This window comes from Mesorhizobium subarcticum (genome assembly GCF_055456085.1).
Genome location: NZ_CM144237.1, coordinates 3,668,685 through 3,689,251, shown reverse-complemented (window position 1 = coordinate 3,689,251; position 20,567 = coordinate 3,668,685). Strand labels below are relative to the sequence as shown.

33 protein-coding genes and 1 tRNA gene are annotated in these 20,567 nt (G+C 63.0%); 19 read left to right on the top strand and 15 right to left on the bottom strand.

Annotation, left to right across the window (positions count from 1 at the left end; all coding sequences use genetic code 11):
- Positions 1-79 precede the first annotated feature (79 nt).
- Both msrA and ACZYHG_RS18085 read right to left on the bottom strand, forming a co-directional pair.
- The gene (msrA, locus tag ACZYHG_RS18090; RefSeq protein WP_464609718.1) at positions 80-598 is read right to left on the bottom strand and encodes a peptide-methionine (S)-S-oxide reductase MsrA; all 519 of its coding nucleotides are present in this window, start codon (positions 596-598) and stop codon (positions 80-82) included.
- 195 nt (positions 599-793) lie between these two features.
- Positions 794-2,380 carry a glycosyltransferase family 39 protein gene (locus ACZYHG_RS18085; RefSeq protein ID WP_464609717.1) on the bottom strand — a complete coding sequence of 529 codons (1,587 nt, stop codon included), beginning with the start codon at positions 2,378-2,380 and terminating at the stop codon, positions 794-796.
- A 159-nt stretch (positions 2,381-2,539) separates the two neighbouring features.
- On the opposite strand from ACZYHG_RS18085, the gene ACZYHG_RS18080 reads away from it, so the two are divergent.
- A complete protein-coding gene (locus ACZYHG_RS18080) occupies positions 2,540-3,247 on the top strand; it encodes a hypothetical protein (protein WP_464609716.1) in 708 nt (235 codons plus the stop codon).
- 197 nt (positions 3,248-3,444) lie between these two features.
- Here ACZYHG_RS18080 and ACZYHG_RS18075 read toward each other — a convergent pair whose 3' ends face one another.
- From ACZYHG_RS18075 to ACZYHG_RS18065, 3 genes are all read right to left on the bottom strand, one after another.
- Positions 3,445-3,843 carry a GNAT family N-acetyltransferase gene (locus ACZYHG_RS18075; protein ID WP_464609715.1) on the bottom strand — a complete coding sequence of 133 codons (399 nt, stop codon included), beginning with the start codon at positions 3,841-3,843 and terminating at the stop codon, positions 3,445-3,447.
- Between the two features lie 247 nt (positions 3,844-4,090).
- Positions 4,091-4,426, bottom strand: a complete 336-nt coding sequence (locus tag ACZYHG_RS18070; RefSeq protein WP_464609714.1) for a hypothetical protein — start codon at positions 4,424-4,426, stop codon at positions 4,091-4,093.
- Positions 4,419-4,817, bottom strand: a complete 399-nt coding sequence (locus ACZYHG_RS18065; protein WP_464609713.1) for a hypothetical protein — start codon at positions 4,815-4,817, stop codon at positions 4,419-4,421. The genes ACZYHG_RS18070 and ACZYHG_RS18065 overlap by 8 nt, the downstream gene beginning before the upstream one ends.
- Before the next feature lie 465 nt (positions 4,818-5,282).
- Between ACZYHG_RS18065 and ACZYHG_RS18060 the strand changes: the two genes are divergently transcribed.
- From ACZYHG_RS18060 to ACZYHG_RS18040, 5 genes are all read left to right on the top strand, one after another.
- Positions 5,283-6,098 carry a class I SAM-dependent methyltransferase gene (locus ACZYHG_RS18060; RefSeq protein WP_464609712.1) on the top strand — a complete coding sequence of 272 codons (816 nt, stop codon included), beginning with the start codon at positions 5,283-5,285 and terminating at the stop codon, positions 6,096-6,098.
- A 241-nt stretch (positions 6,099-6,339) separates the two neighbouring features.
- Positions 6,340-6,609, top strand: a complete 270-nt coding sequence (locus ACZYHG_RS18055; protein ID WP_464609711.1) for a hypothetical protein — start codon at positions 6,340-6,342, stop codon at positions 6,607-6,609.
- 41 nt (positions 6,610-6,650) lie between these two features.
- Positions 6,651-6,812: a DUF3309 family protein gene (locus ACZYHG_RS18050; protein ID WP_464609710.1), complete on the top strand. Its 162-nt coding sequence runs from the start codon at positions 6,651-6,653 to the stop codon at positions 6,810-6,812.
- Positions 6,813-6,877: 65 nt separating this feature from the next.
- Positions 6,878-7,183: a hypothetical protein gene (locus ACZYHG_RS18045; protein WP_027029924.1), complete on the top strand. Its 306-nt coding sequence runs from the start codon at positions 6,878-6,880 to the stop codon at positions 7,181-7,183.
- A 97-nt stretch (positions 7,184-7,280) separates the two neighbouring features.
- Positions 7,281-7,877, top strand: coding sequence for a TMEM175 family protein (locus ACZYHG_RS18040; RefSeq protein ID WP_464609709.1), 597 nt, complete (start codon positions 7,281-7,283; stop codon positions 7,875-7,877).
- Between the two features lie 20 nt (positions 7,878-7,897).
- Here the strand turns inward: ACZYHG_RS18040 and ACZYHG_RS18035 are convergent, their stop codons facing one another.
- A complete protein-coding gene (locus ACZYHG_RS18035; protein WP_464609708.1) occupies positions 7,898-8,323 on the bottom strand; it encodes a DoxX family protein in 426 nt (141 codons plus the stop codon).
- Between the two features lie 230 nt (positions 8,324-8,553).
- On the opposite strand from ACZYHG_RS18035, the gene ACZYHG_RS18030 reads away from it, so the two are divergent.
- Entirely contained in the window at positions 8,554-8,922 is a 369-nt protein-coding gene (locus ACZYHG_RS18030; protein WP_464609707.1) for a VOC family protein, read from the top strand.
- A gap of 46 nt (positions 8,923-8,968) precedes the next feature.
- Here ACZYHG_RS18030 and ACZYHG_RS18025 read toward each other — a convergent pair whose 3' ends face one another.
- Positions 8,969-9,154, bottom strand: a complete 186-nt coding sequence (locus ACZYHG_RS18025; protein ID WP_464609706.1) for a hypothetical protein — start codon at positions 9,152-9,154, stop codon at positions 8,969-8,971.
- Between ACZYHG_RS18025 and ACZYHG_RS18020 the strand changes: the two genes are divergently transcribed.
- Positions 9,147-9,338 carry a hypothetical protein gene (locus ACZYHG_RS18020; RefSeq protein WP_027029928.1) on the top strand — a complete coding sequence of 64 codons (192 nt, stop codon included), beginning with the start codon at positions 9,147-9,149 and terminating at the stop codon, positions 9,336-9,338. The two genes, ACZYHG_RS18025 and ACZYHG_RS18020, sit on opposite strands and share 8 nt — an antisense overlap.
- A gap of 184 nt (positions 9,339-9,522) precedes the next feature.
- Here the strand turns inward: ACZYHG_RS18020 and ACZYHG_RS18015 are convergent, their stop codons facing one another.
- A complete protein-coding gene (locus tag ACZYHG_RS18015; RefSeq protein ID WP_464609705.1) occupies positions 9,523-9,762 on the bottom strand; it encodes a hypothetical protein in 240 nt (79 codons plus the stop codon).
- 95 nt (positions 9,763-9,857) lie between these two features.
- On the opposite strand from ACZYHG_RS18015, the gene ACZYHG_RS18010 reads away from it, so the two are divergent.
- From ACZYHG_RS18010 to ACZYHG_RS17995, 4 genes are all read left to right on the top strand, one after another.
- Entirely contained in the window at positions 9,858-10,037 is a 180-nt protein-coding gene (locus ACZYHG_RS18010) for a DUF3606 domain-containing protein (RefSeq protein WP_015317039.1), read from the top strand.
- 78 nt (positions 10,038-10,115) lie between these two features.
- A complete protein-coding gene (locus tag ACZYHG_RS18005) occupies positions 10,116-10,571 on the top strand; it encodes a GFA family protein (RefSeq protein WP_464609704.1) in 456 nt (151 codons plus the stop codon).
- A 126-nt stretch (positions 10,572-10,697) separates the two neighbouring features.
- Positions 10,698-10,934, top strand: coding sequence for a DUF982 domain-containing protein (locus ACZYHG_RS18000; protein WP_464609703.1), 237 nt, complete (start codon positions 10,698-10,700; stop codon positions 10,932-10,934).
- An 11-nt stretch (positions 10,935-10,945) separates the two neighbouring features.
- On the top strand, positions 10,946-11,191 hold the full coding sequence (locus tag ACZYHG_RS17995; protein WP_464609702.1) for a DUF982 domain-containing protein: 246 nt from the start codon (positions 10,946-10,948) through the stop codon (positions 11,189-11,191).
- A gap of 83 nt (positions 11,192-11,274) precedes the next feature.
- Here ACZYHG_RS17995 and ACZYHG_RS17990 read toward each other — a convergent pair whose 3' ends face one another.
- Complete coding sequence (locus tag ACZYHG_RS17990) at positions 11,275-11,409, bottom strand: hypothetical protein (RefSeq protein ID WP_464609701.1); 135 nt, start codon at positions 11,407-11,409, stop codon at positions 11,275-11,277.
- Between the two features lie 83 nt (positions 11,410-11,492).
- Positions 11,493-11,795 (bottom strand): hypothetical protein, encoded by a 303-nt coding sequence (locus tag ACZYHG_RS17985; RefSeq protein WP_464609700.1) that lies wholly within the window; start codon positions 11,793-11,795, stop codon positions 11,493-11,495.
- A gap of 124 nt (positions 11,796-11,919) precedes the next feature.
- Here ACZYHG_RS17985 and ACZYHG_RS17980 point away from each other — a divergent pair, with 124 nt between their 5' ends.
- Entirely contained in the window at positions 11,920-12,816 is an 897-nt protein-coding gene (locus tag ACZYHG_RS17980; RefSeq protein WP_464609699.1) for an alpha/beta fold hydrolase, read from the top strand.
- Position 12,817: 1 nt separating this feature from the next.
- On the opposite strand, the gene ACZYHG_RS17975 is transcribed toward ACZYHG_RS17980, so the two are convergent.
- On the bottom strand, positions 12,818-13,354 hold the full coding sequence (locus ACZYHG_RS17975) for an MgtC/SapB family protein (protein WP_464609698.1): 537 nt from the start codon (positions 13,352-13,354) through the stop codon (positions 12,818-12,820).
- Between the two features lie 156 nt (positions 13,355-13,510).
- On the opposite strand from ACZYHG_RS17975, the gene ACZYHG_RS17970 reads away from it, so the two are divergent.
- The 4 genes from ACZYHG_RS17970 to ACZYHG_RS17955 all read left to right on the top strand — a co-directional run bounded on the left by ACZYHG_RS17970 (position 13,511) and on the right by ACZYHG_RS17955 (position 15,299).
- The gene (locus tag ACZYHG_RS17970) at positions 13,511-13,993 is read left to right on the top strand and encodes a pyridoxamine 5'-phosphate oxidase family protein (protein ID WP_464609697.1); all 483 of its coding nucleotides are present in this window, start codon (positions 13,511-13,513) and stop codon (positions 13,991-13,993) included.
- A 532-nt stretch (positions 13,994-14,525) separates the two neighbouring features.
- Positions 14,526-14,822 (top strand): hypothetical protein, encoded by a 297-nt coding sequence (locus ACZYHG_RS17965; RefSeq protein WP_464609696.1) that lies wholly within the window; start codon positions 14,526-14,528, stop codon positions 14,820-14,822.
- 92 nt (positions 14,823-14,914) lie between these two features.
- Positions 14,915-14,988 (top strand) — tRNA-Gln (locus ACZYHG_RS17960).
- A 104-nt stretch (positions 14,989-15,092) separates the two neighbouring features.
- Positions 15,093-15,299, top strand: coding sequence for a hypothetical protein (locus tag ACZYHG_RS17955; RefSeq protein ID WP_464609695.1), 207 nt, complete (start codon positions 15,093-15,095; stop codon positions 15,297-15,299).
- 32 nt (positions 15,300-15,331) lie between these two features.
- Here the strand turns inward: ACZYHG_RS17955 and ACZYHG_RS17950 are convergent, their stop codons facing one another.
- Together ACZYHG_RS17950 and ACZYHG_RS17945 are read right to left on the bottom strand one after the other, a co-directional pair.
- A complete protein-coding gene (locus tag ACZYHG_RS17950) occupies positions 15,332-16,423 on the bottom strand; it encodes a sensor histidine kinase (RefSeq protein WP_464609694.1) in 1,092 nt (363 codons plus the stop codon).
- A 106-nt stretch (positions 16,424-16,529) separates the two neighbouring features.
- Complete coding sequence (locus ACZYHG_RS17945) at positions 16,530-16,760, bottom strand: hypothetical protein (RefSeq protein WP_464609693.1); 231 nt, start codon at positions 16,758-16,760, stop codon at positions 16,530-16,532.
- Positions 16,761-17,029: 269 nt separating this feature from the next.
- Here ACZYHG_RS17945 and ACZYHG_RS17940 point away from each other — a divergent pair, with 269 nt between their 5' ends.
- Both ACZYHG_RS17940 and ACZYHG_RS17935 read left to right on the top strand, forming a co-directional pair.
- Positions 17,030-17,335, top strand: coding sequence for a hypothetical protein (locus ACZYHG_RS17940; protein WP_464609692.1), 306 nt, complete (start codon positions 17,030-17,032; stop codon positions 17,333-17,335).
- Between the two features lie 135 nt (positions 17,336-17,470).
- Positions 17,471-18,472 carry an aldo/keto reductase gene (locus ACZYHG_RS17935; RefSeq protein ID WP_464609691.1) on the top strand — a complete coding sequence of 334 codons (1,002 nt, stop codon included), beginning with the start codon at positions 17,471-17,473 and terminating at the stop codon, positions 18,470-18,472.
- A gap of 436 nt (positions 18,473-18,908) precedes the next feature.
- Here ACZYHG_RS17935 and ACZYHG_RS17930 read toward each other — a convergent pair whose 3' ends face one another.
- Positions 18,909-19,439, bottom strand: a complete 531-nt coding sequence (locus ACZYHG_RS17930; RefSeq protein WP_464609690.1) for a dihydrofolate reductase family protein — start codon at positions 19,437-19,439, stop codon at positions 18,909-18,911.
- 100 nt (positions 19,440-19,539) lie between these two features.
- Positions 19,540-20,454 (bottom strand): LysR family transcriptional regulator, encoded by a 915-nt coding sequence (locus tag ACZYHG_RS17925; protein WP_464609689.1) that lies wholly within the window; start codon positions 20,452-20,454, stop codon positions 19,540-19,542.
- Positions 20,455-20,567: the final 113 nt, after the last annotated feature.

The following is a 20,567-nucleotide window of genomic DNA, read 5'->3' as shown; positions in this document are numbered from 1 at the left end:
AAAAAGCCGCGGAGCATTTGCTCCGCGGCTCTTTGTTAATAGGACAGCTGCGGGCACGGTCCCGCGACCAGTGTGGATGTTACGAAACCGCCTTCTCGCGAACCGGCAACTTCCAGCCCGGCCTGACAAAATGGCAGGTGTAGCCGTTGGGATATTTCTCCAGATAGTCCTGGTGCTCGGGCTCGGCCTCCCAGAAGGCACCGGCCGGCGCGACTTCGGTGACGACCTTGCCGGGCCACAGGCCGGAGGCATCGACATCGGCGATGGTGTCTTCCGCGACGCGCTTTTGCTCGTCGCTGGTGTAGTAGATCGCCGAACGATAGCTCATCCCGACATCGTTGCCCTGGCGATTGCGCGTCGTCGGATCGTGGATCTGGAAAAAGCGCTCCAGCAGCGTGCGGAAGCTGATCACCGCCGGATCGAAATTGATCTCGATGGCTTCGGCGTGGCTGCCGTGGTTGCGGTAGGTGGCGTTGGGTACATCGCCGCCGCTATAACCGACACGAGTGGAGATGACGCCGGGATAGCGCCGTATCAGATCCTGCATGCCCCAGAAACAGCCACCGGCAAGCACTGCGCGTTCGGTCGAAGTCGCCATGTCACGTCTCCTCACAAAGCAATTCCAGCTGTGTAACGGTTTCCCGTCGGGAATTGCGCAAACAAAATTGGATCTCCCCATAAATGGGCATTGTCGCCGGTTTCGTCCAGTCGCCCGGAAGCCCGCAGCAGCCCAACTGGCCATGAGCGAACGAAATACCGCGACGCGAAGCGAGATTGGACCGCGCGGCTGACTTCAGCTGCGCGGATGCCGGGTCCGGCTATCGATCGCAACCGGCAAGCTGCGCGTACCAGGCAAAATGGCGGCAAAACTGATTGGCACAGGCGGCGCTTCACGCGACCAGTTGAAAAGAACGGTCTTGACCGGAACGTTGCCCAGCCATGCCCGCAGCCGCGGCGGCACGCCGTGCCCCGACCAGACCATAAGCATGCCGTGATCAAGCAGCCGCTGCCTGGTTATCCAAGGTGCGAACCGCATGTTGAGGTCGGTGAAGATCGACGGCTTGTCATAGGCATCGAGGCCGGCCAGCATGGCGAGATTGGTATCGCCGCCGACAATGTCGAGCCGGCCGGGCGCCGCCGCGTGCCAGACCGCTTCGGCCTCGTCCGAGATCGGCTGCGCCGGCCAGCAGACGGCGTCCATGCGCCCCCGCACATTGCAGTCCGTCCAGCGGATGGCCGCATAGGCGCCCGACATGGTGACGATGCAGATGAAGGCGCAGATCGCCAGCCTTCGCATCTCGATGGTGCCGAGCCGGTGGCCAGCAAAGGCCAGCACCACGACACCGACAAGGTTGTACATCGGCGCGCCCCAGGCCTCGCCGGTGCCGGTGATCAACGAGGCCGCCATGACGAGCACCGCCGGCCCAAGTCCCATCCACAGGAGGTAGACGAGCGTGCCGCGCTCGACCGGCCTTTCAGGGGCCGGCGAGCGTCGCAGCAGCCCTGATATTGCCAGCACCAGGAGAAAGCCGGAGAGCCCGGCCAGTTGGACACCGATATAATAAAGGCGTGCACGGTGCTCGATAACCCATGCGTCGCGGTCGGCGAAATAAGTCAGTGGCAGGAAATCGAGGCGGTAGAGCGCGATGGCCAGCGGCGCGGCGACCGCGAGAAAAACGGCAAGGCCGAGCCATGGCCACGGCGTCGCCAGCCGGCTGCGCGCCCGCGCGTCGGACAGCAGCCAGAGAGCGCCGAACACAAGCAGCAGGCCGGTGGAGAACTTGGCATAGAGCCCGACGCCCGACACCAGCCCGAGCGCCAGCCACCAACCAGGCCCGCCGCCACGGCCAGCGCGCCACAGCAGCCAGCAGATGGCGGCCCAGAACGGCATCTGCGCATAATCATGATTGAATTGCGGCGTCGGCCAGCCGAAGAAATAGACCGACGGCATCAACAGCACGGCGGCCAGCGCGCGATTTTGCCCGAGCATGTCGCGGGCCAGCAGATAAACCAGGATGAAAGTTGAGGAGATCGTCAACTGGGCGAGCAGATATTGCGGCCAGCGAAACGATCCCGTCAGGAGATGGCTGATCTCGAGCAGCCAGCCGGGGAGCTGCGGATGCTTGTAGGTCAAAAGCACCCATTCGCGGCCCCACATGAAGCCTTCCACGACATCGCCGGGGGGTGCCGGATCGACCAGCGCCGGCACCAGCGTCCAGCAAAGGATCTGCATCAGGCATAAAAGCGCCAGCAAATACCAGGGATGGCGAAGCAGACCTGGCCAGACCGATGACGAGCGCAGGCCCGCAGCAGTCAGCCCCGCCGGCGCCCAACCATCCATGGAGTCATCGATTCCGACCATGCGGCGCTTAAACCACATCGTCCGGTTTTCCGAATAGCCCCAACCTCAAAGCTTACGAAAAAGTATACTTGCCGGCCATTGCAAGACCAAGATTGAGCGGGAATTTCGACGCTCCGTTGCCCTCCCCGGCAGAACAACCCGCACATTTTGATCCTGTCTGAACATCCCGGATATTCGATGCGTCACCACCATGCCGTCATCCACCACCGCGCGCTCGACTTCTGGCTGGCGCGTGCGGCTGTCCTCGTCATCATCTGTCTGCAGCTCCTGGTGATCAACGATCTTTCGTTTGGCCCGCGCTGGCTGGCGCCGGCGCTGGAGGCCACCTTGCTCGTGCCGCTGTCCATCGCCACCGCCTGGACACAGGTTGCCACCCAGAAGGCGATCGAGGACGAGCACTGGTATCTGATCGGCCGGTTTCGCATCATGATCCGCAGGACGGCGCTGGTGATGACCGGCGTCGTCAGCGTCATGAATTGCGGGGCGCTGGTGTTCCTGGTGCGCGCCTTGCTGGCGGGCCATGCCGGCTCCAGCGGCGAGACGCTGCTGATCGACGCGCTCAACATCTGGGTCACAAATGTCATCGTCTTTGCCTTGTGGTTCTGGAGCACCGACCGCGGTGGGCCGCCAACCTGCGGCCTCGTCAAGCGCGCCCATTCCGATTTCCTGTTCCCGCAAATGACCTTGAACGACCGCGAGATCCGCGACTGGCTGCCGGGTTTCGTCGACTATTTCTTCCTCGCCTTCACCAATGCCACGGCGTTTTCGCCGACCGACACCTTGCCGCTCTCCCAGCGCGCCAAGCTGCTGATGATGGCGGAAGCGATGATCTCGCTGCTGACGATCGCGCTGGTCGCAGCCCGCGCCGTCAACATCCTGGCTTAGTGCATGTCACCCAAAAGTGGCCCCGGGTTTGGCAGAACAGCATGCATAAAAACAAAGACCTAAAGCGTGTCACATGAATCCGTTCAGACGCGGCGCGCTTTAGGGTCAAAACGCAAAATAGCCCGTCCGGCGAACCGGAGCGGGCTATTGGTTTGTCTGCGACTGCCTCGAAGCCGGAGCGCGGGGTCGGAGATTCCTCAGACCGCGCCGAGATCGCGTTCGAAGACCACCTGGTCGCGCAGCGGAATGCCGTTCACGAGCAGGCCTTCGGGGTAACCGGTCGATGGCCCGAAAGCATCCTGCACGATGCGGCACATGCGAAAGCCCTGCCGCTGGTAAAACCGCAGATTGCCGATATCGGCCGTTGCCGTGGAAACAATCAGGCGCCGGCCGCCGCACTCGCGGCAGCGGGTGATCGCCGCCGCGACAAGGGCACGCCCCAACCCCTCGCTCTGCCTCGCCGGACGAACCGCAAGGCTCTTGAGTTCGAACACACCGCCCTCGTCTGCCTCGATGACCTGCACATGGCCGACGATCCTGCCGCCGTCCCGCGCGACCAGCACCTCGCCCCGATCAATATATCCCGAGATCTGCATGGGGGAGTCATCGGCAAGGGCAAACAGCGGCCGTAAAGCCTCTCGGTTTCCGTCATATCGTTCAATAAGCATTCACAAGCCCGGACTGGATCAACGCCACCGCGCGTTCGGCAGCCTCGCGTCGGATATAGCAGTGGCCCATCCGGAGCCACAAACGCAAAAAGGCCCGCCCCGGCGTGAGCCGAGGCGGGCTTTAACTCGATCGAGCCGTCAGGCGCAGATCTTCGACGCCGGGCAAGGCCTGGAACTACTCCTCCGGTGCCGGCCTGAACTTGCGCACGATCACCTCGAACAGAATATCCGAGAAGGCGTCCAGTTGATTGATGGTGACATCGAAATCCTTGGGCAGCACCGAAAGCACGATCTTCAGATACTGGTCCGGCTTGTCGGCCCGCACCTCGGCGATGACGCCAGCGCCATGCGCGCGGAAGTCGGCCCGCACGGCAGCCATGAAATCATCAGCCAGCGTTTTCTTCGTCCGCTTCGGGCGGGGTTTCTGCGCAACCGGCTCACGGGCAGCGGGCTTACGCCTTGCCGGCCTTGTCTGGCGGCGCGCCGGCCTGGCCTCGGCTTCGTCAGCCATTGTCGCGACCCGTGGCGTCGGCGTGGCCAGGCGCCGCCTTCGGCGACGCCGATCTGACCGGCTTCTTCGAGCGGACGGCTTTTTTCTTCACCCTCTTGGCGCGCTTTGGCTTCGTTACCCCCGCCGGCTTCGCCGCATCGGCGGGCCTTGCTGCGCTGACCCGCGCTCTGAGGCGCGCCATGACGAGGCCGACGGATTGGCTGTCGATGGTTGGCTGCGGGAAATAGAAGCCTCCATCCGCATCCCTCACCATGCCGATCAGCACCCCGGGTGCGACCTGCTCGATGCGGCCCAGACGCGCCTGCGGCGCGGCGCCCTCGAACTCGCCGATGGCGCTGACGACCTCGCGGCCGTCATCGTCGGTGATGATGGTAGCGTAGCGTTGGGTCATGGGAGTCTCGCAAAGGTCGCGTTCTGTGGCGCCCCCCTCTGTCCTGCCGGACATCTCCCCCACAGGTGGGGAGATTGGCTGCCATCCCGGCTTTCGCCAATCGCCGACGTTGCAGGAAAGGTACCGCGCAAAAGCTGCCGATCTCCCCCCAAGTGGGGGAGATGTCCGGCAGGACAGAGGGGGGCGCTGTCCCGCCGACATTTCAATGTTGGCCCAAAGCCGCTTCGCTTGAGAAGATCGCCAAAAAACACAAAACCCGCCTCGGCGGCGGGTCGTTGGCGCAAATCAGCACCATGGACAAGAAGATAGCATGGTTGCCCTCACCCCGTCAATCACTTTAAGGAAAAAATTCCTATTTCGTTTTTTGCCACCGCTGCAGCGTTTGCCCGCAACGCCCTTCGATGCCCGCGCGTTGCCTAATGCATCCATTGATGGGAAGCTGCGCCTGAGGATGGAGGACGCGCCATGAGCAACGTCACCACGCATTACGGCAGCGACGGCATCGTCGAGCGCATATTGGCCGCCATCCCCGATGCCAAAATCGATAGCTTGAGTGCCGCGCAACTCTATCCGTTCGACCAGCTTCACGGCCGCGAACTCATCGCAACGCAGGAGCATGCCGCCCGTCTTGCGCCCTCGCCCACCGACCGGATCCTGGATATCGGCAGCGGCATTGGCGGCCCGGCGCGTTTCCTTGCCGCCACCTATGGCTGCGACGTTGACGGGGTCGACCTGACACCGGCCTTCGTCGAGGCGTCCAGCCGGCTGACCAGGCTGAGCGGCCTCAGCGACAAGGTTTGTTTCCAAGAAGTCGACGCAACAAAACTGCCCTTTGCCGACAGCACCTTTGACGCCGCGATCTGTTTCTATGTCGGCATGAACATCGCGGACAAGGCCGCCGTCATCAGACAGGCCCTTCGCGTGCTGAAGCCTGGGGCCAAGCTGATCTGGACCGAAGCAGTACTGGCCGGCGGCGAGCCTTACTACCCATTGCCCTGGGCGGTCGCGCCGGCGACCAGTCAACTCGTTGATGGCAACACCCTGAAAACCCTGTTCGTCGACGCCGGCTTCCAGATCGACGAAATCATCGACGAAACCGGCGAGCATGTCGAACTGGCGCTAAGAAGAGCCAGCGCCGGCATTGTGCCCTCGCCTGCGCAGCAGCAAGCCAATGAAATCGTGCTGGGCGCTGAATTCGTGCAGCGCCGCAAGAACTACATTCGCAGCCTGAGCGATGGCAAGCTGGCTTCGCTCGCCATCATCGCCTCGAAGATGGGCTGACCAGGGAGGCTGACTTCAAGTAGGCAGAAAAAACAAAACCCGCCTCGCGGCGGGTCGTCGGCGCAAATCAGCACCATAGATGAAATCATAGCACAACTGCCCTCATCCGACAACCGGACCGGTGCCGCCTCACCGCCGAAACCTCGCTTTGCCCATCCGGCTTTTCATCAGCCGCCACCTGTGAAATCATTAGCCAGCACTCATGGAATGATTCCCGTCGCACGGCCTTGTGGAGAGGACGATGGACAGACCAGCCATGGCATCCGTGTTCAGGATGCGGCACGCTCCGGCCACGGTTTCCGGCGTGCGCAGCACCGGCCAGGGTCAGGCCGATCCGGTGATCCGCGTGCACTCACTCGGCGAAGCGATCCGCTTCGTCGCCAACGCCTATCCCAGTTATGACATCAGCGCCGTCACCATCGTCTGCGGCGATCCCTCGATCCCACGCCTTGGCGGCCTGGACGTCAAGTCGCTGTGGCGCGAATATGGCGAGCGGCTGACGCAGGAATAGGCTATTTCCTGGTCAACCGTCTCCCGACATCTGGACAGAGGATGACCGTCCCCGGCGCCTTCACCATCATCACAATCATGCTGGTCCTGGTCGCCGTGGTGCCGATCTGGCCGTGGTCGCGCGGCTGGGCGTGGCGGCCGGCCGGGATCGTGGCGGCGATCCTGCTGGCGCTGCTGGTCCTGCTGTTCGCCAACAGGATCTGAGGCCTACCTTCGGATCGGAAACGCCGCTGGCGCGTTTCCTCTTTGGTCAACCGAGGGAAAGCACCATGAACGTCGCCAATCTGCAACTCGAAGGCCTGCTGATGGCCGTCGCATCGATCAACCATGTCCTGGTCCGTAAGGGCGTGCTGACATCGCAGGAGATCGACATTGCCTTGCGCAAGGCCGAGGCCGGCGAAACCGGCGAGGAGCGATCCGGCGGCATGTCGGCATCGAGCCGCGACGCCGTCAATTTTCCGATCCGGCTGCTGGAGCTCGCCAATCAATGCCAGCCGGAGGCGGACATGCCGTCATTCTCAAAGCTCGCCCGCATGGTCGGCCAGATGAAGGAGCCCTACAACGACCAGCTGTAGGGTCAGGACGCTGATTCCGCGCGCTTGACGCCGGCCTGCCCGAGCATGGCGTTTTCGCGCCTATCCATTTTCACGCGCCTTCGCCTATAACAGCCGGATGCCAGGGCCATCCCACCTCCCCCGCAACCGCCTGGACGCGCTGGTCGACGGCATTCTCGCCATCACCATGACGCTGCTCGTCTTCGGGCTCAAGCTGCCCGACGATATCCATGGCAATCTGTTCGGAGCGCTTGGCGAACTCAGGCCCAAGATCGTCTCCTGGGTGGTCTCCTTCCTCATCCTGGCGCTGTGCTGGCAGCGCCATGTCGTCGACTTCCGCCAGGTCGGGCATGTCGACGGTCGGCTGTTCCGGCTGGTCGTGCTCTGGCTGTTGGTCACCAGCGTCGTGCCGTTCACCACCACACTGATCGGCGAGCATGACGAGCTCGTGCAATCGCACATCGTCTACGCCATCAACATCACCGCCATCCAGCTTGTCGCCGTGCTGCGTGACCTGCACCTGAAGGCGCATCCAGACCTGTTCCTCAACGGCAAAGCCGAAGGCCACGAGGTCGGCTGGCGGCCGGCCATGATCATCGGCCTGAGTTCACTGGCCAGCGTAGGCGTCGCCTTCTGGCGCCCGACCGAGGCGTCCCTTGCCTATCTCTTGATCTGGCCGCTGACCCTGCTCGCCAACTGGCTGAGGCCACGCTAGGACGGCCTTGCGGCCTCGCCTCAAGCCCTGCCGGGCCAGCCCAGGTTCACTGCCAACACCCTTCCCGGCCCGTGCACCGCGGCGAACAGCAGTCCGGCCATGAACGAAAAATGGTCGACGAAGAAGCCGAACTCGTTCTGGTTGGCGGCCCAGTGGCTGGGACCGTGGAAGCTGAAGCCGAGGAACAGCACATAGGCGGCCGCGACCAGCGCCGCCTGGGTGAAGAAGGCGCCGCTCAGGAAGCACAGCACCAGCGCGACCTCCAGGATCGCCGCGCACCAGGCGAGGAACAGCGGGAAGGGAAAGCCGGCGGCGGCGATGTAGCCGGCGGTGGCCTCCATGCCCATGAACTTGAACGTCACCGCCATCAGGAAGACGGCGGCAAAGATCAGGCGGGCAATGAGAAGGGCCGCGGTCTGCCACGGCGATTGAGTGATGTCCGGCATGCTGTCTCTCCAGGGTTTGCAATGGCTTTCGACCCAAGGACGAGCGACGCCGTGCAGTTCCGACACCGGCCCCGAAATTTTTTGTCCGCAAGCGCTGCCACGCCGGATATCGGCACCGGTCTGGAGACCGCCGACACGATGTTGTCCCCGGGCTCGAGCCTTGCAGCGTCTGGCTCCGGAGGCTATTCCTCGCAAGGAGTGCTTGATCCATTTGTGAGGAGAGCCAGCGAATGGCGACGGTCCGGTATCTCGTCAGCGATGTCGAGTTGGCGATAGCATTTTACACCAGCCATCTGGATTTCGTGCTGCAGCAGCAGTTTGGTCCGGCGATGGCCATCCTGAAACGCGACGACCTGACGTTCTGGCTTGCCGGCCCGATGGCGTCGGCGGCGAGACCGATGCCCGATGGCCGCACGCCCGAACCAGGCGGCTGGAACCGCATTGTGCTGCAGGTCCAGGACCTGCCGGCGCTCGCCGCCCGGATGCACGAGGGCGGCGTGCGGTTCCGCAATGAGATTGTCGACGGCCCGGGCGGGAGCCAGATCCTTTGCGAAGACCCGTCCGGTAACGTCGTCGAGCTTTTTGAACCAAGGGCATGATCCCTCCCGAAGTCCGCTCGGGATCATTCCTTGGCTCTTCCTTGCCTCACTGCGCGCTCAGTTCGCCACCGGCGCAGGCGTGCTGAGTTCGAGGAATGGCACCGTCGAGCCGGGGATGATCGATTTCGGCAATTGCCCATCCCACTTCCGCGCCAGTGAAATCGGATATTTCGGTTTGCCGGCTGATGGTATGATCGTCCTCGCCCAAGGGGAGGGAATCAAGCATGGCCAAGGCCTTGACCATCGGCGCGCCGCAGCATCCGGCACTGAGCGCCGCCTATGAACAGGACTGTAGGGAGATGCTGATCCCCCATCTCGACGCGCTGCTCGACAAAGTCGAGGCCGCCGGCTGGGATCGTGGCCAGGCCGCCTCGGCGCTCATGTATCTCGCCGCCAGGCGGCTGAAGCCGGCCTGATCAATCCGACACCCACCTGGCTTCTGGCCGTTTACGAACAGTCAATGATCTTGAAACTTGTTCGTAACCACGATCGTGCTATTCTTAGCTGGGGCTAATGCACAGACATGTCTGTTGCAGTGTTGGGTAGGGTAAAAAATTGGGCGCGAGCGTCAAGTTAGGGGCGAGATCCTATCTCGTCCGGTCATCGGTGCTTGAGTGCGAAGGCTGCGGCGGCACCGGGCAGGTTTTCCAATGCCCGCGCTGGACAAGCTCCAACGGCGTTTGCTGTCCCGCCGGCACGCACCAGCGCGGCTGTCCTGGCGCCAGCGCGCCTTGCGCCGAGTGCGGCGACACCGACCATCACGGCACCGACGCGGCCCATCCCTCGGCCTGACCAGGCAGCTCTTGGGTTTCCGCCCGGCAGGCCTGCGCGGCCGGCCATGGAACCACCAGCGCCGCCCGCTGTTATGTCTGACCGCGGCATCCTATATACCGGTGTCCGCGCGATCATGCGGCTGACAGAAAGCGAGGCCTGACATGCCCGACGACAAATCCAAGACCAAACAGGACCGCAAGCTGGTTTCGAGCGAGGAGACCTACGAGGTTGCCGCCTTCGCGCGCAAATACGGCATCCCGCAGAGCGAAGCCCAGACCATCATCAAGCGCTACGGCCCCTCGCGCAAGAAGCTCGACAACCACATGGCCGCGCGCGGATAGAAGGCGGCGTCGGCTGCCGCCAACCATCTCGTCGGCATGCCGACGAAGCCAGACTGGCGAGAACGGAGGGCCGCGATCATGTCCGACACCATACGCAGGACCGGCAGTTGCCTGTGCGGCGGCGTCCACTTCGTCGTCACCGGCCAGCCGATACGGGTCGGGCTGTGCCATTGCAAGGATTGCCGCAAGGCTGGCGGCTCGGTGTACTCGGCCTTTGCCATCTGGCCGCGCGACGCCTTCGAGGCATCGGGCGAAGTCGCCACCTACGGCACGCGCAGCTTCTGCCCGACCTGCGGCGGTCGTGTATCCTTTGTCGGTGACGACGAGGTCGAGGTGATGCTCGGCAGCCTCGATGTCGCGCCGACCGACCTCGCCCCCGAATACGAATTGTGGATCACCCGGCGCGAGACCTGGCTGCATGCTCTGCCCCGCACCGAGCAGTTCGAGCATGACCGGCCCCATGATCGGACAATGCCGAATGACGCCGATTCGCCGGCGCCAAGACCTTTGTCGGACGCCGTCGCGCACGATTGAAAATTCATCTTTCGGGCCCGGAACCCTCCCCTGTCGGCGACGTTATCCGGCGGCTCTTCAGTGCACCGTTCTCCCGAACAGGCAGCTCGCTCAGGGGCCAACCTCTATCCGTTACGGAGACGACCGTTGAACGACAAGATGTTTCCCCACCCCGTCCGCCTGAAATTCGCCGCCGAGCGCGAGCGCGTCGTGCGCAGCGCTTGGGAAGGTCTGGAATGCCTCGGCGACTGGCCGGCCGGCCAAAGCCGCCAATACCGGGCGGCGCTGCGCTGCTGCCGCGACGCGCTGGATGGCTGGACGCCGCCGAGAAAGGCGATGCGGGCGATGATCGACGCCGCACGCGAAGCACACATCCTCCAATAGCGGGAAAGCGAATGGCCGATTTGATGCTGTCGACGCCAATGCGGATCAGGCCGCACGGCTCGGACACAATCCGGGACCTCGTCACGCTCAGGGACGCCGGCGAAATCCTGATCGATTGGCCGCATGCAAAGCGTGGTCCCTTCTATCAGGCAGCGCGCGAGCAGATAGAAGCGGCGCTGAATGGCGATGGCGGCGCGGCGCAGGCACAGGAAGCCTTCGCCGCCCTTTGCAACCATGCCGGCGTGTTGGTTCGCTAGGTCTCCGATTGCAATGGACACCGACCAAAAAAGAAGGGCAAGGCGCGTGGCGCCTTGCCCTTCTTTTTTACGTGGACGGCTGCTTATTGCGCGGGCTGCTCGCCATGGACCAATGGGCTTTCGTTTCCCATGCCAAAATTCTTCGGGGCCATCAGCATCAGCACGATGACAATGGCGATCGAGGCGAGAAATGTGGCGGTGCTGGCGATATCTCTCACGGTGCCGTCCTTTCAGAATTCGAAGTCCCGACAGAAACGCCCTCGACAAATCGAAGTTCCGGCGAATTAATCTCTATTAATCTTTATTGAGCCGGCGGCTGAACCGGCACCTCACCCGGCTTGATCACGGGCGTCTTGCCTTCGCCGGGCGCCGGCGCGGCGATGCCCTGGTCGCCGGTGGCCGGCGGCTTCAGCACCCCGCCGCAATCGCTGAGCTTGTCGGTCAGATTGCCGCCGCCTGGCTGCTTTGCGCCGTCTTTCGTTTGAGCCTGGCACTTCTGCGTTGGCTGCGCCTGACTGTCCGATCCCTGTTGATCGGTCTGCGCCGATGCCGGCATTGCAACAGCCAACACCAGGCTGAACGGCACGATGGCGAGGATTTTCATCTCGGCCTCCTTCTTCCTGGCCGTCCGCGACGGCCTTCGTTTCGGAGGGACAACGCCTGTCGTCCAAAAAGGTTGGCGGCAACCAAATCCGGCCCGCGCCGTTGCGCGGTGCGGAGGTACGATCATGTTCGATGGTTTTCAAAGCGCGACGATCGACACCGGCGATGCCAGCCTGTTTGTCTGCCGCGCCGGCAATGGCCCTGCGGTGCTCCTGCTGCACGGCTTTCCGCAAACCCACCTGATGTGGCGCGACGTGGCACCAAGGCTGATGGATCGCTACACCGTCGTGTGTGCCGATCTACGCGGCTATGGCGCCAGCTCCTGCCCGGCTTCGGCCCCGGACCATGCCCCCTATGCCAAGCGCGCCATGGCCGCCGACATGATGGCCATGATGGCGAAGCTCGGCTTTGACGCATTCATGGTCGCCGGCCACGACCGCGGCGGGCGCGTCGCCTATCGCATGGCGCTCGATCATCCCGCAAGCGTCAGGAAACTGGCCGTGCTCGATATCATTCCGACGGTCGATGCATGGGATCGCGCCGATTCGAGGTTGGCGCTCGGCTACTGGCCGTGGTCGTTGCTGGCGCAGCCCGAGCCTCTGCCGGAAAAGATCCTGGCGAGTGCCGCCGAAGCGATCGTCGACAATGCGCTGAGCGGCTGGGGGTCGACGCCCCAGGCGTTTCCAGACAACGTGCGACAGGCCTATGTTGACGCCTTGCGTGAAACCGCCCATATCCATGCGATCTGCGAGGAATACCGTGCGGCGGCCACGCTCGATCGCGAGCATGACCATACCGATAGGGCTGCCGGGCGAATGATCCGCTGCCCCGTGTTGGCACTGTGGAGCGGACAAGGCGCGCTTGCGGAGTGGTATTCGACGGAAGGCGGGCCGCTGTCCCTATGGCGCGGCTGGGCCGATGACGTGCGCGGCCAGGCGATGCCTGGTGGCCACTTCTTTCCAGAGGAGAGGCCGGCTCAAACCGCGCGGGCGTTGGCCTGCTTCTTCGGCGCGGAAGGCTAGTCTAGCCGCGCCGCTTTGCCGGAGACGGTGCCTTTGTCGGAGCCGTTTTAGCCCGGTCATTGGCAGCCAGGTCCGTTCCGGGCTGGAACCGATGCAGCAACCCGGCAACGATCAGCACGATCAGCGTGCCAAGCCCGGCCACTTGCCACAGGCCGAGCCCGCAGGCGACGCCGATCGCGCCAGCGAGCCACATGCCGGCACCTGTCGTCAGCCCGTGCACCTCGCCTCGCGAAAACATGATCGAGCCGGCCGCCAGGAAGGCAACGCCGGCGGTCACGGCTTCGACCACGCGGATCGGATCGACCTTGACCGAGTCCTGCGCGAACATCGGCGCATGGATGATCTCGATTGTCAGGATGCCGAAAGTGGCGGCGGCGACGCAGACGAGAATATGCGTACGCAGTCCGGCGGGGCGGTTGCGCCATTCGCGCTCGAAGCCGATGACCGCACCGTAAAGCGTTGCCAGCAACAGGCGCGCGGCGATGACCGGAAACGAGGTGTAGGTGGGGTGGCCGAATTCCTCGACGAGCTGTTCCATGATTTTCCTTTGAATGCCAGAAGCCCACAACGTGAACGGCGTGCGGGAGTTCCGTCCAACAGGGGCACCTGAAACATCCCGGATTTTCGACCTGCGACAGGGAACCTTGCCAAGGGGTCGGAGTTGCGACCTTGACCTCTAGAACAGGAGCAACTGATGACCAGCGACAAAAACGATCTCGACCGCGTCTGGAAGCTGATGGACAAGATAGGCTTCTGCATGCTGGCCACCCGCCAAGGCGAGGACATTCGCTCACGGCCCATGGCAGCGCACAATGTGCGCGAAGAGAACACCATCTATTTCCTGACCGACGCAGACAGCCACAAGGATGATGAGATCGAGGCTGAACCGAATGTCGCCCTGGCCTTTGCCGATTCCAGTGGCCAGAAATATGTGTCCGTCAGCGGCGTGGCTGAGGTTTCCAATGACCGCGCGAAGATCAAGGAATTGTGGTCGACCCCGGCGAAAGCCTGGTGGGACAGCGCCGACGATCCGTCGATCCGCGTGCTCAAGGTGACGCCGAAGGACGCCCAGTTCTGGGATAGCCCAGGCACCGTCGTCAGCTACGTTAAAATGCTGGCAGCCGCGGTCAGCGATATCAGGCCGGACATTGGCGATACCGGCAAAGTGCGGATGTAGTGGAGATCGGCCGGTCCGCCCCCTCATAGGGCACAGAACTCAATCTCAGCGAGATGGATCGGGCTCATCGAAATGAAACGGGGCTGGCGCCGCCCTTGCCGTGCCAGCCGCTTCGCCCTTGGGAGCTTTCCTCACGAAACTCCTGGCCGCGCGACAACGGGGTCAGCGAGGCGTCTCTGCCTCGCCCTCGGACGGGACATCTGGCGGATCGGCCCTTTGCGGGCAATCCTCATAGCGGTGGTCGCGTCCACCACAGAAAGAACAGCACATGGCCTCGCGGCCCCCGTCTCCGGGCCACCATTGCGGTGTTTCATAGGGTTTCCTGCTGTCCATGCCCAGCAATGCGCGACGCGCGATTTGGTTGCGCGGCCCCGCGCCGCGTCTCGCCACGCACACGGCACAGCCTGTCGCGGAACCGGCGGACCGATTGTGAGTTTTGTAGAATCACGCCCGGGAGCAATTCCAGAAAAAGTGAATCGGTTTTTATCCGCAATTGCGCCAAGACAGAGAAACAAGACAGAGAGAAACCGCCATGTCCGCTCGTGTTCGCATCCTGTTGATGACCCTTGGCGCCGTGCTCGCGGCGACCGGTCTGGCCGAGGCGCGGCCTGACAGCCGCAGCATGAGCTGCGCCGCGATCCAGGCCGCGATCCAGAGCCACCGCGCCGTGGTGCTGACCACCGGCCCGAACACCTATGACCGCTATGTCAGGCAGTTCGGCAATGAATGCGACTGGCCCGAAGTGCCGATGTCGGCCTACATCCCGGCCCGCGACGGACACTGCCCGGTTTACCGGTGCGACGAACCGGTCAGCGACTTCCCGGATTGACGGCAGCGGCCTGCGCCAAATTTGCCTTTGGATGCGGACCACGTTGATCCTGCCGCCCGAACCGGCTAGGGGTGATGCGCCCTGCCCGCTTCTCCCGCTTCGTCTAATGGTAGGACAGCGCCCTTTGAAGGCGTGAATCGTGGTTCGAGCCCATGAGCGGGAACCAGCCCTTCGACAGGGAATCTGCCGGTTTTTGAGCCGGCCCTCCTGAAACCATTTCATCGACCCTGCGTTGACGACCGGGGCATGGCCAGACACAGGAGATATTTCATGACCGTCAACTGCCGCATATCCATCGACAATCGCCCCGACGCCGCCGACGCCATTTTCCAGGCAGTGCCGCGGATCGGAGAAAGCGTTTCGCTGTCGGTCGACGGAAGTCAACAGGACCTGCGGGTCTCACGCGTGGTGCATGTTCCCGGCGGCGCACCGGAAGGTGCCGCCATCATCGTTGAGGTGACGACCAATATTCTCTAGGTCGTCGGTTTCGCACTTTCACCGAATTTGCTCTAAATGCCGAAGCCCAACGCGTCGTCGTCTACCTCGACGCCGGCTTGCGGCACGATGATCGACGCCAGCGGCGCGTTGAGGCTCCAGCTGAGATGGCCGGGCGACCTTTCCAGGACGGCGGTCCCGCCCATCGACTGCGGCGCCACCCGCTGCAGGACGACGGTGCCGAACCCCTTGCGCGTGGCCTCGTCGCGCCTGTCGTCAGGACGAGGCGTGGATGTCTCGTTCCAGAGCAGCTGGAATTCGCGCCCGCCCGAAGCAGCAGAGCTCAAACCACCTGATTCCTGGGTGCCGGGATTTATCGTCCAGGTGACCTCGACACGGCCGTCTTCGCTGCCCAGTGCGCCATATTTGGACGAGTTGGTGCCAAGTTCGTGGAAAGCCATGCCGAGGTTTTGCACCGCATTCGACTGCAGCGTCAGCACCGGGCCGGAGAGCAGGATCTGCTCCTCGCGGCCGAATGGCTTCAAATGTTCCTGGATCAGGTCGAACAGGCTGGCGCCCGCCCATTCCGAGGTGACCAGCAGATCGTGCGAACGCGACAGCGCCATGATGCGGGCGCGGATCAGCTCCTCGAACTCGCGCGGATCGCTCGAACGCTTGCTGGTCTCCCTGACCATCGACAGGATGACCGCGAACTGGTTCTTGACGCGATGGTTGACCTCGCGCATCAACAGCCTGATGCGGCGCTCGCTTTCCTTGGCGGCGGAAATGTCGCGGGCGATCTTCGACGCGCCGACGATCTCGCCGTGGGCGTTCTTGATCGGCGACACCGTCAGCGAGACGGAGATCAGCGTGCCGTCCTTGCGCTTTCGGATCGTCTCATAGCTCGCCACCCGCTCACCGGCGCGGACCCTGCCGATGATCTCGGTCTCCTCGCTCTTGAGGTGATCGGGAATGAGCATGAGTATCGATTGGCCGACTGCCTCCTCGGCGCTGTAGCCGAACATGCGTTCGGCCGCCAGGTTCCAGCTCATGACGATGCTGTTCAAATCCTTGCTGATGATGGCATCGAAAGAGGAATCGACGATCGCGGCGAGCCGCCCATCGGCGAGTGTCTCCAGCCTGTCGCTGCCCTTGCTGTCGGCCATCACCGTCTGAAATTCCGCCATCCCCGCTAGGTAGCGCGCTTGCGGCGCAAGGCAATTGCCCGGGAAAGAATTGCTGCAGGCAAAGCGCCGCTCAGCGAACGCCTCATCAACCTGTCGGCTTCGCGCCCTCGCCGTCAGGCAGCACGCCGAAATCCTGGGACTTGACGCCTTGCTCTGCCGTCAGGAACCCATCCGAGGCGAGGCCGCGCCGCAACAGCTCCCTGACCGCGGCCGAGCGGCTTGGCATGCGTTTTTCGAAGCGCCAGTTTTCCAGAGCCGCCAATTCGTCGGCGGTCAGCATGATCTGCAGCCGTTCCGGGCGTTCCAGTTCAGCCATCGCGCTTCCTCGCCCAAGACCAAAATGCGCTAAGTTAGTATTTTACTCACTCGTCTTATAGTTAGGACAACCCTCATAAAGCGTCAAGGTCGGCCATTACGTGGTCCACACATCACGCTCATGATGAGGATCAAGCGTCGGCCGCGCATTTGTGTAATTCTGCTAACTAATTGATTTATTTATGTATTTAACAGATGTTTACTTGTCGTTGATCGACATCGGGCGCATGGTGCAGCCTGAACAGAAAACCGTTCCCCCGGGAGGTTTCTATGCGGTACGAATACTCCGCGCAGCTGCGCGACGACGTCAATTCAGCGGTTCTGGACGCCTTCAACAAGACCGGTATCGTCAACATTGCGGTCGTGGCAGAGCGTGTCCGGATCAGCAATCTGGCCGAGAATGTCGCCCTCGAGGATATTGAATATCTGGTCCTCCAGGCCGCCCAATTGCTTGGCGCGGCAATCGAATTCGACGGTCTGAACAGTGGGCTGGCTTTGCCTGGAGACGGCGACTGCGAAGATGACGACAGCACGATCGCCTCGTTCGATCTTCGTCAGCCGGCCTCGCTGCAATAGACACCCTCGCGCCGCGCCGGCCAGCCGCCGAAGGCATCCGCGCGCGAAGCGGTCCGCAAAGACGGCGCCGAACGCTATGGGAATCGAGCCGGCGCCCTATATAGTTCCGGAAGCCCCAACCGGAGACCAGCAGCCATGACCCTCGCCACACGAAAACTCGGCAGCCAGGGACTGCAGGTCTCGGCCATTGGTCTCGGCTGCATGGGCATGAGCCAGTCCTACGGCCACGCCGACGAGGCCGAATCCATCGCCACGCTGCACCGCGCCATCGAGCTTGGCTGCACCTTCCTCGATACGGCGGAAGTCTACGGCCCGCACACCAACGAGGCCCTGCTCGGCCGGGCGCTTAAGGGCAAGCGCGACAAGGTGACCATCGCCACCAAATTCGGCTTCCGCATCGAAAACGACAAGCAGGTCGGGGTCGACAGCCGGCCGCAACACATCCGTGAGGTTGTCGAAGCCTCGCTCGGCCGGCTCGCCACCGACCATATCGACCTGCTCTACCAGCACCGTGTCGACCCTGAGGTGCCGATGGAGGATGTCGCCGGCGCTGTCGGCAAACTGGTCGCCGAAGGCAAGGTCCGCTTCTTCGGCCTGTCGGAGGCAGGTAGCACCAACATCCGCCGGGCGCATGCCGTCTTTCCCGTCTCGGCGGTGCAGAGTGAATATTCGCTGTGGGAGCGCAATCTGGAGCCGCAGATCATTCCGCTGCTGAAGCAACTCGGCATCGGCCTGGTGCCGTTCTCACCGCTCGGCCGCGGCTTTCTCACCGGCGACGTCAAGCGCGCCGAGGACTATCCCGAGGGCGACTACCGCCGCCACGACCCGCGCTACCAGGGCGAGAATTACGACGCCAATGTCGAAGCGGCCGCCACGGTGCGCGCCATCGCGGCCGCCCGGGGCGTCAAATCGGGCCAGGTCGCACTGGCCTGGCTGCTCGGCAAAGGCAGCGATTTCGGCATCGACATCGTACCGATCCCCGGCACCAAGCGCAGACAATATCTGGAAGAAAACGTCGCCGCCGCCTCGCTGAAACTCGACGCCGCCGAAATGGCAGCACTCGACGAGGCGCTCGCGCCAGGAAAAATCGCCGGCCCCCGCTATAATGAGCGCGGCATGGCGATGGTGGATCGGTAGCGCGCTCCCGTTCGTTCGATCCATGGGAACGAGCAGGGCAAGCCTCGAATGCAAAAGCCCGCCGGCCAAAGCCGGCGAGCTCTTAAAGATTGCCTTGGGAGACGATCAGGCTTGGTTGTTCGTCGGAGACACAGGGATGAGCTGCGCCGTGATTGACGGGAGTTTCTGACGCTTGGTCAGGACCGGCTTTTCGTAAGTCTTCTTCACATTGTCCTCGCTTTTCCCTCGACTGGAATTTGTTGAAGCTACTGTTTTTTGTCAACCCAGCGATTTCGTTAGTCGCCGGCACCCGACGCCGCAGAGATGGCGACGCTGGACGAGGCGCTCGCGCCAGGAAATCTCCGCCCCCCGCTATGACGAGCACGGCGTGGCGATGGTCGGCCAGCAGATGCCGGAGCTTGATCCCGGAGCCCGATCCCGCCGGTCAGTCGCGGGATCAAGCAGGGACGTAGGTCAACCTGATCACGTCCCCACCCATCCGATCATGGGCCACGAGGCGGAGCGGCGGCCGGGGTCCGGCGAAATATGGCTTGCCGCCACCAAGCACGACCGGGTGCAGGTAGATTCGATATTCATCGATCAGGCCAAGGTCTGTGAGGCTTCGCGCCAGGTTCGGGCCGGCAACTTCGACCTCCCCGTCGCGCTCGGCCTTGATCGCACGGATCGCGCGCTCCAGATCACCCTCGACAAGCCGCGCGTTGGGGCCGACCGATTTCAACGTGCGCGAGACGACCCATTTCGGCTGCTTGCGCCACGCCGCTGCGAAGGCGCGTTCATCCGCCTTCCATTCAGCATGATCATCGTCCCAGTAACGCATGACCTCATACATCTGGCGGCCGTACACACTGCCCGCCAGCCCCTGAGCTTCCTTGACGAAGTGGCGAAACAGCGCAGGGCCTGGCGCGAATCCCGTATGGTCGACGTAGCCGTCCAGCGACTGGTTCATCCCGAACACAAGCTTGGCCATGCTCACTCCGTTTCCCTGCCGCGAAATCCGATTGCATTATGCAATCAGTTATAAGCTATTTCATTGGATGTTCGCAATCGGTTTTGGCGCGCACAGACGCTCAGGATCCGGAGACCTCCCTGCCCCCAAAATCCGCCCGCAGTTCCTGCTCGATGAAGCTCGCGAACGCCCGCGCCTTCATGCTGGCATTGCGACCGGTCGGGAACACGATCCAGAGGTCGACCGGCGGAAGCTCCCAGTCCGCGATCACGCGCCGGACCCTGCCGGACGCGAGCTCCGGAGTGAACATCCACTCCGACGCGACGGCCAATCCTATTCCTGCAAACACCCCTTCGCGAACGCCTTCGGCCGCGTTGCTGCGCATGCGGCCCTTGATCGTCACCGAACTCTCCGATGTGCCTTTCGTAAATAGCCACACCGTGCCACCAGCCCGTTGATCGTAGATAACGGCCTCGTGGTCGACCAGCTCGGCAGGTGTCAGCGGCTCCCCCCTCGCCTCGAAATAGCGCGGCGCGCCCACGACGATGCGCCGACCTCGTCCAATCTTGCGTGCGGTCAGCGAGGAGTCCTGCAGATCGCCCATGCGCAGCGCTATGTCGATTCCGGCCTCGATCAGATCGACGTTGCCGTCATCGAGGAACATTTCGACTTCGAGCCCGGGATGCAGCTCCATGAACTTCGGCAGTCGGGGCACTATGTGGAGCCTCGCAAACGTCACCGCGCCTGAGATGCGCAACCTGCCGGTCAGCGCGGCCCCGATCCCGCGTGCCTGCAACTCGGCTTCGTCAGCCTCCTCCACCGCACGCTTTGCGTGTTCGTAGAAGTTCTCGCCCGCCTCCGTTGGCTTGAGACCCAGCGTCGTGCGCAGGAGAAGCTTTACCCCGACGCGTTCCTCGAGCTGCGCGATCATCTTCGAGACCGCCGGCTGACCGACACGGAGTTGGCGTGACGCAGCCGTGAAGGAACCGGTGTCGACGACGCGAACAAACGCATCCATGGCGACAAGGCGATTCATTCTCATTCCCTCGTGGAATACTTATTTGACGACGCGACAGTTTTCGCTGTCAAGACTTAGCTGCCACGCTTGGCGGTATTCCGAACGGGAATATGGCTTAGTCCAATCCTCCG

Coding starts and splice junctions, on each gene's coding strand:
- msrA (WP_464609718.1), bottom strand. CDS start 598: ATGGCGACTTCGACCGAACGCGCAGTGCTTGCCGGTGGCTGTTTCTGG.
- ACZYHG_RS18085 (WP_464609717.1), bottom strand. CDS start 2,380: ATGTGGTTTAAGCGCCGCATGGTCGGAATCGATGACTCCATGGATGGT.
- ACZYHG_RS18080 (WP_464609716.1), top strand. CDS start 2,540: ATGCGTCACCACCATGCCGTCATCCACCACCGCGCGCTCGACTTCTGG.
- ACZYHG_RS18075 (WP_464609715.1), bottom strand. CDS start 3,843: ATGCAGATCTCGGGATATATTGATCGGGGCGAGGTGCTGGTCGCGCGG.
- ACZYHG_RS18070 (WP_464609714.1), bottom strand. CDS start 4,426: ATGGCTGACGAAGCCGAGGCCAGGCCGGCGCGCCGCCAGACAAGGCCG.
- ACZYHG_RS18065 (WP_464609713.1), bottom strand. CDS start 4,817: ATGACCCAACGCTACGCTACCATCATCACCGACGATGACGGCCGCGAG.
- ACZYHG_RS18060 (WP_464609712.1), top strand. CDS start 5,283: ATGAGCAACGTCACCACGCATTACGGCAGCGACGGCATCGTCGAGCGC.
- ACZYHG_RS18055 (WP_464609711.1), top strand. CDS start 6,340: ATGGACAGACCAGCCATGGCATCCGTGTTCAGGATGCGGCACGCTCCG.
- ACZYHG_RS18050 (WP_464609710.1), top strand. CDS start 6,651: ATGACCGTCCCCGGCGCCTTCACCATCATCACAATCATGCTGGTCCTG.
- ACZYHG_RS18045 (WP_027029924.1), top strand. CDS start 6,878: ATGAACGTCGCCAATCTGCAACTCGAAGGCCTGCTGATGGCCGTCGCA.
- ACZYHG_RS18040 (WP_464609709.1), top strand. CDS start 7,281: ATGCCAGGGCCATCCCACCTCCCCCGCAACCGCCTGGACGCGCTGGTC.
- ACZYHG_RS18035 (WP_464609708.1), bottom strand. CDS start 8,323: ATGCCGGACATCACTCAATCGCCGTGGCAGACCGCGGCCCTTCTCATT.
- ACZYHG_RS18030 (WP_464609707.1), top strand. CDS start 8,554: ATGGCGACGGTCCGGTATCTCGTCAGCGATGTCGAGTTGGCGATAGCA.
- ACZYHG_RS18020 (WP_027029928.1), top strand. CDS start 9,147: ATGGCCAAGGCCTTGACCATCGGCGCGCCGCAGCATCCGGCACTGAGC.
- ACZYHG_RS18015 (WP_464609705.1), bottom strand. CDS start 9,762: ATGGCCGGCCGCGCAGGCCTGCCGGGCGGAAACCCAAGAGCTGCCTGG.
- ACZYHG_RS18010 (WP_015317039.1), top strand. CDS start 9,858: ATGCCCGACGACAAATCCAAGACCAAACAGGACCGCAAGCTGGTTTCG.
- ACZYHG_RS18005 (WP_464609704.1), top strand. CDS start 10,116: ATGTCCGACACCATACGCAGGACCGGCAGTTGCCTGTGCGGCGGCGTC.
- ACZYHG_RS17995 (WP_464609702.1), top strand. CDS start 10,946: ATGGCCGATTTGATGCTGTCGACGCCAATGCGGATCAGGCCGCACGGC.
- ACZYHG_RS17985 (WP_464609700.1), bottom strand. CDS start 11,795: ATGAAAATCCTCGCCATCGTGCCGTTCAGCCTGGTGTTGGCTGTTGCA.
- ACZYHG_RS17980 (WP_464609699.1), top strand. CDS start 11,920: ATGTTCGATGGTTTTCAAAGCGCGACGATCGACACCGGCGATGCCAGC.
- ACZYHG_RS17975 (WP_464609698.1), bottom strand. CDS start 13,354: ATGGAACAGCTCGTCGAGGAATTCGGCCACCCCACCTACACCTCGTTT.
- ACZYHG_RS17970 (WP_464609697.1), top strand. CDS start 13,511: ATGACCAGCGACAAAAACGATCTCGACCGCGTCTGGAAGCTGATGGAC.
- ACZYHG_RS17965 (WP_464609696.1), top strand. CDS start 14,526: ATGTCCGCTCGTGTTCGCATCCTGTTGATGACCCTTGGCGCCGTGCTC.
- ACZYHG_RS17955 (WP_464609695.1), top strand. CDS start 15,093: ATGACCGTCAACTGCCGCATATCCATCGACAATCGCCCCGACGCCGCC.
- ACZYHG_RS17950 (WP_464609694.1), bottom strand. CDS start 16,423: ATGGCCGACAGCAAGGGCAGCGACAGGCTGGAGACACTCGCCGATGGG.
- ACZYHG_RS17945 (WP_464609693.1), bottom strand. CDS start 16,760: ATGGCTGAACTGGAACGCCCGGAACGGCTGCAGATCATGCTGACCGCC.
- ACZYHG_RS17940 (WP_464609692.1), top strand. CDS start 17,030: ATGCGGTACGAATACTCCGCGCAGCTGCGCGACGACGTCAATTCAGCG.
- ACZYHG_RS17935 (WP_464609691.1), top strand. CDS start 17,471: ATGACCCTCGCCACACGAAAACTCGGCAGCCAGGGACTGCAGGTCTCG.
- ACZYHG_RS17930 (WP_464609690.1), bottom strand. CDS start 19,439: ATGGCCAAGCTTGTGTTCGGGATGAACCAGTCGCTGGACGGCTACGTC.
- ACZYHG_RS17925 (WP_464609689.1), bottom strand. CDS start 20,454: ATGAATCGCCTTGTCGCCATGGATGCGTTTGTTCGCGTCGTCGACACC.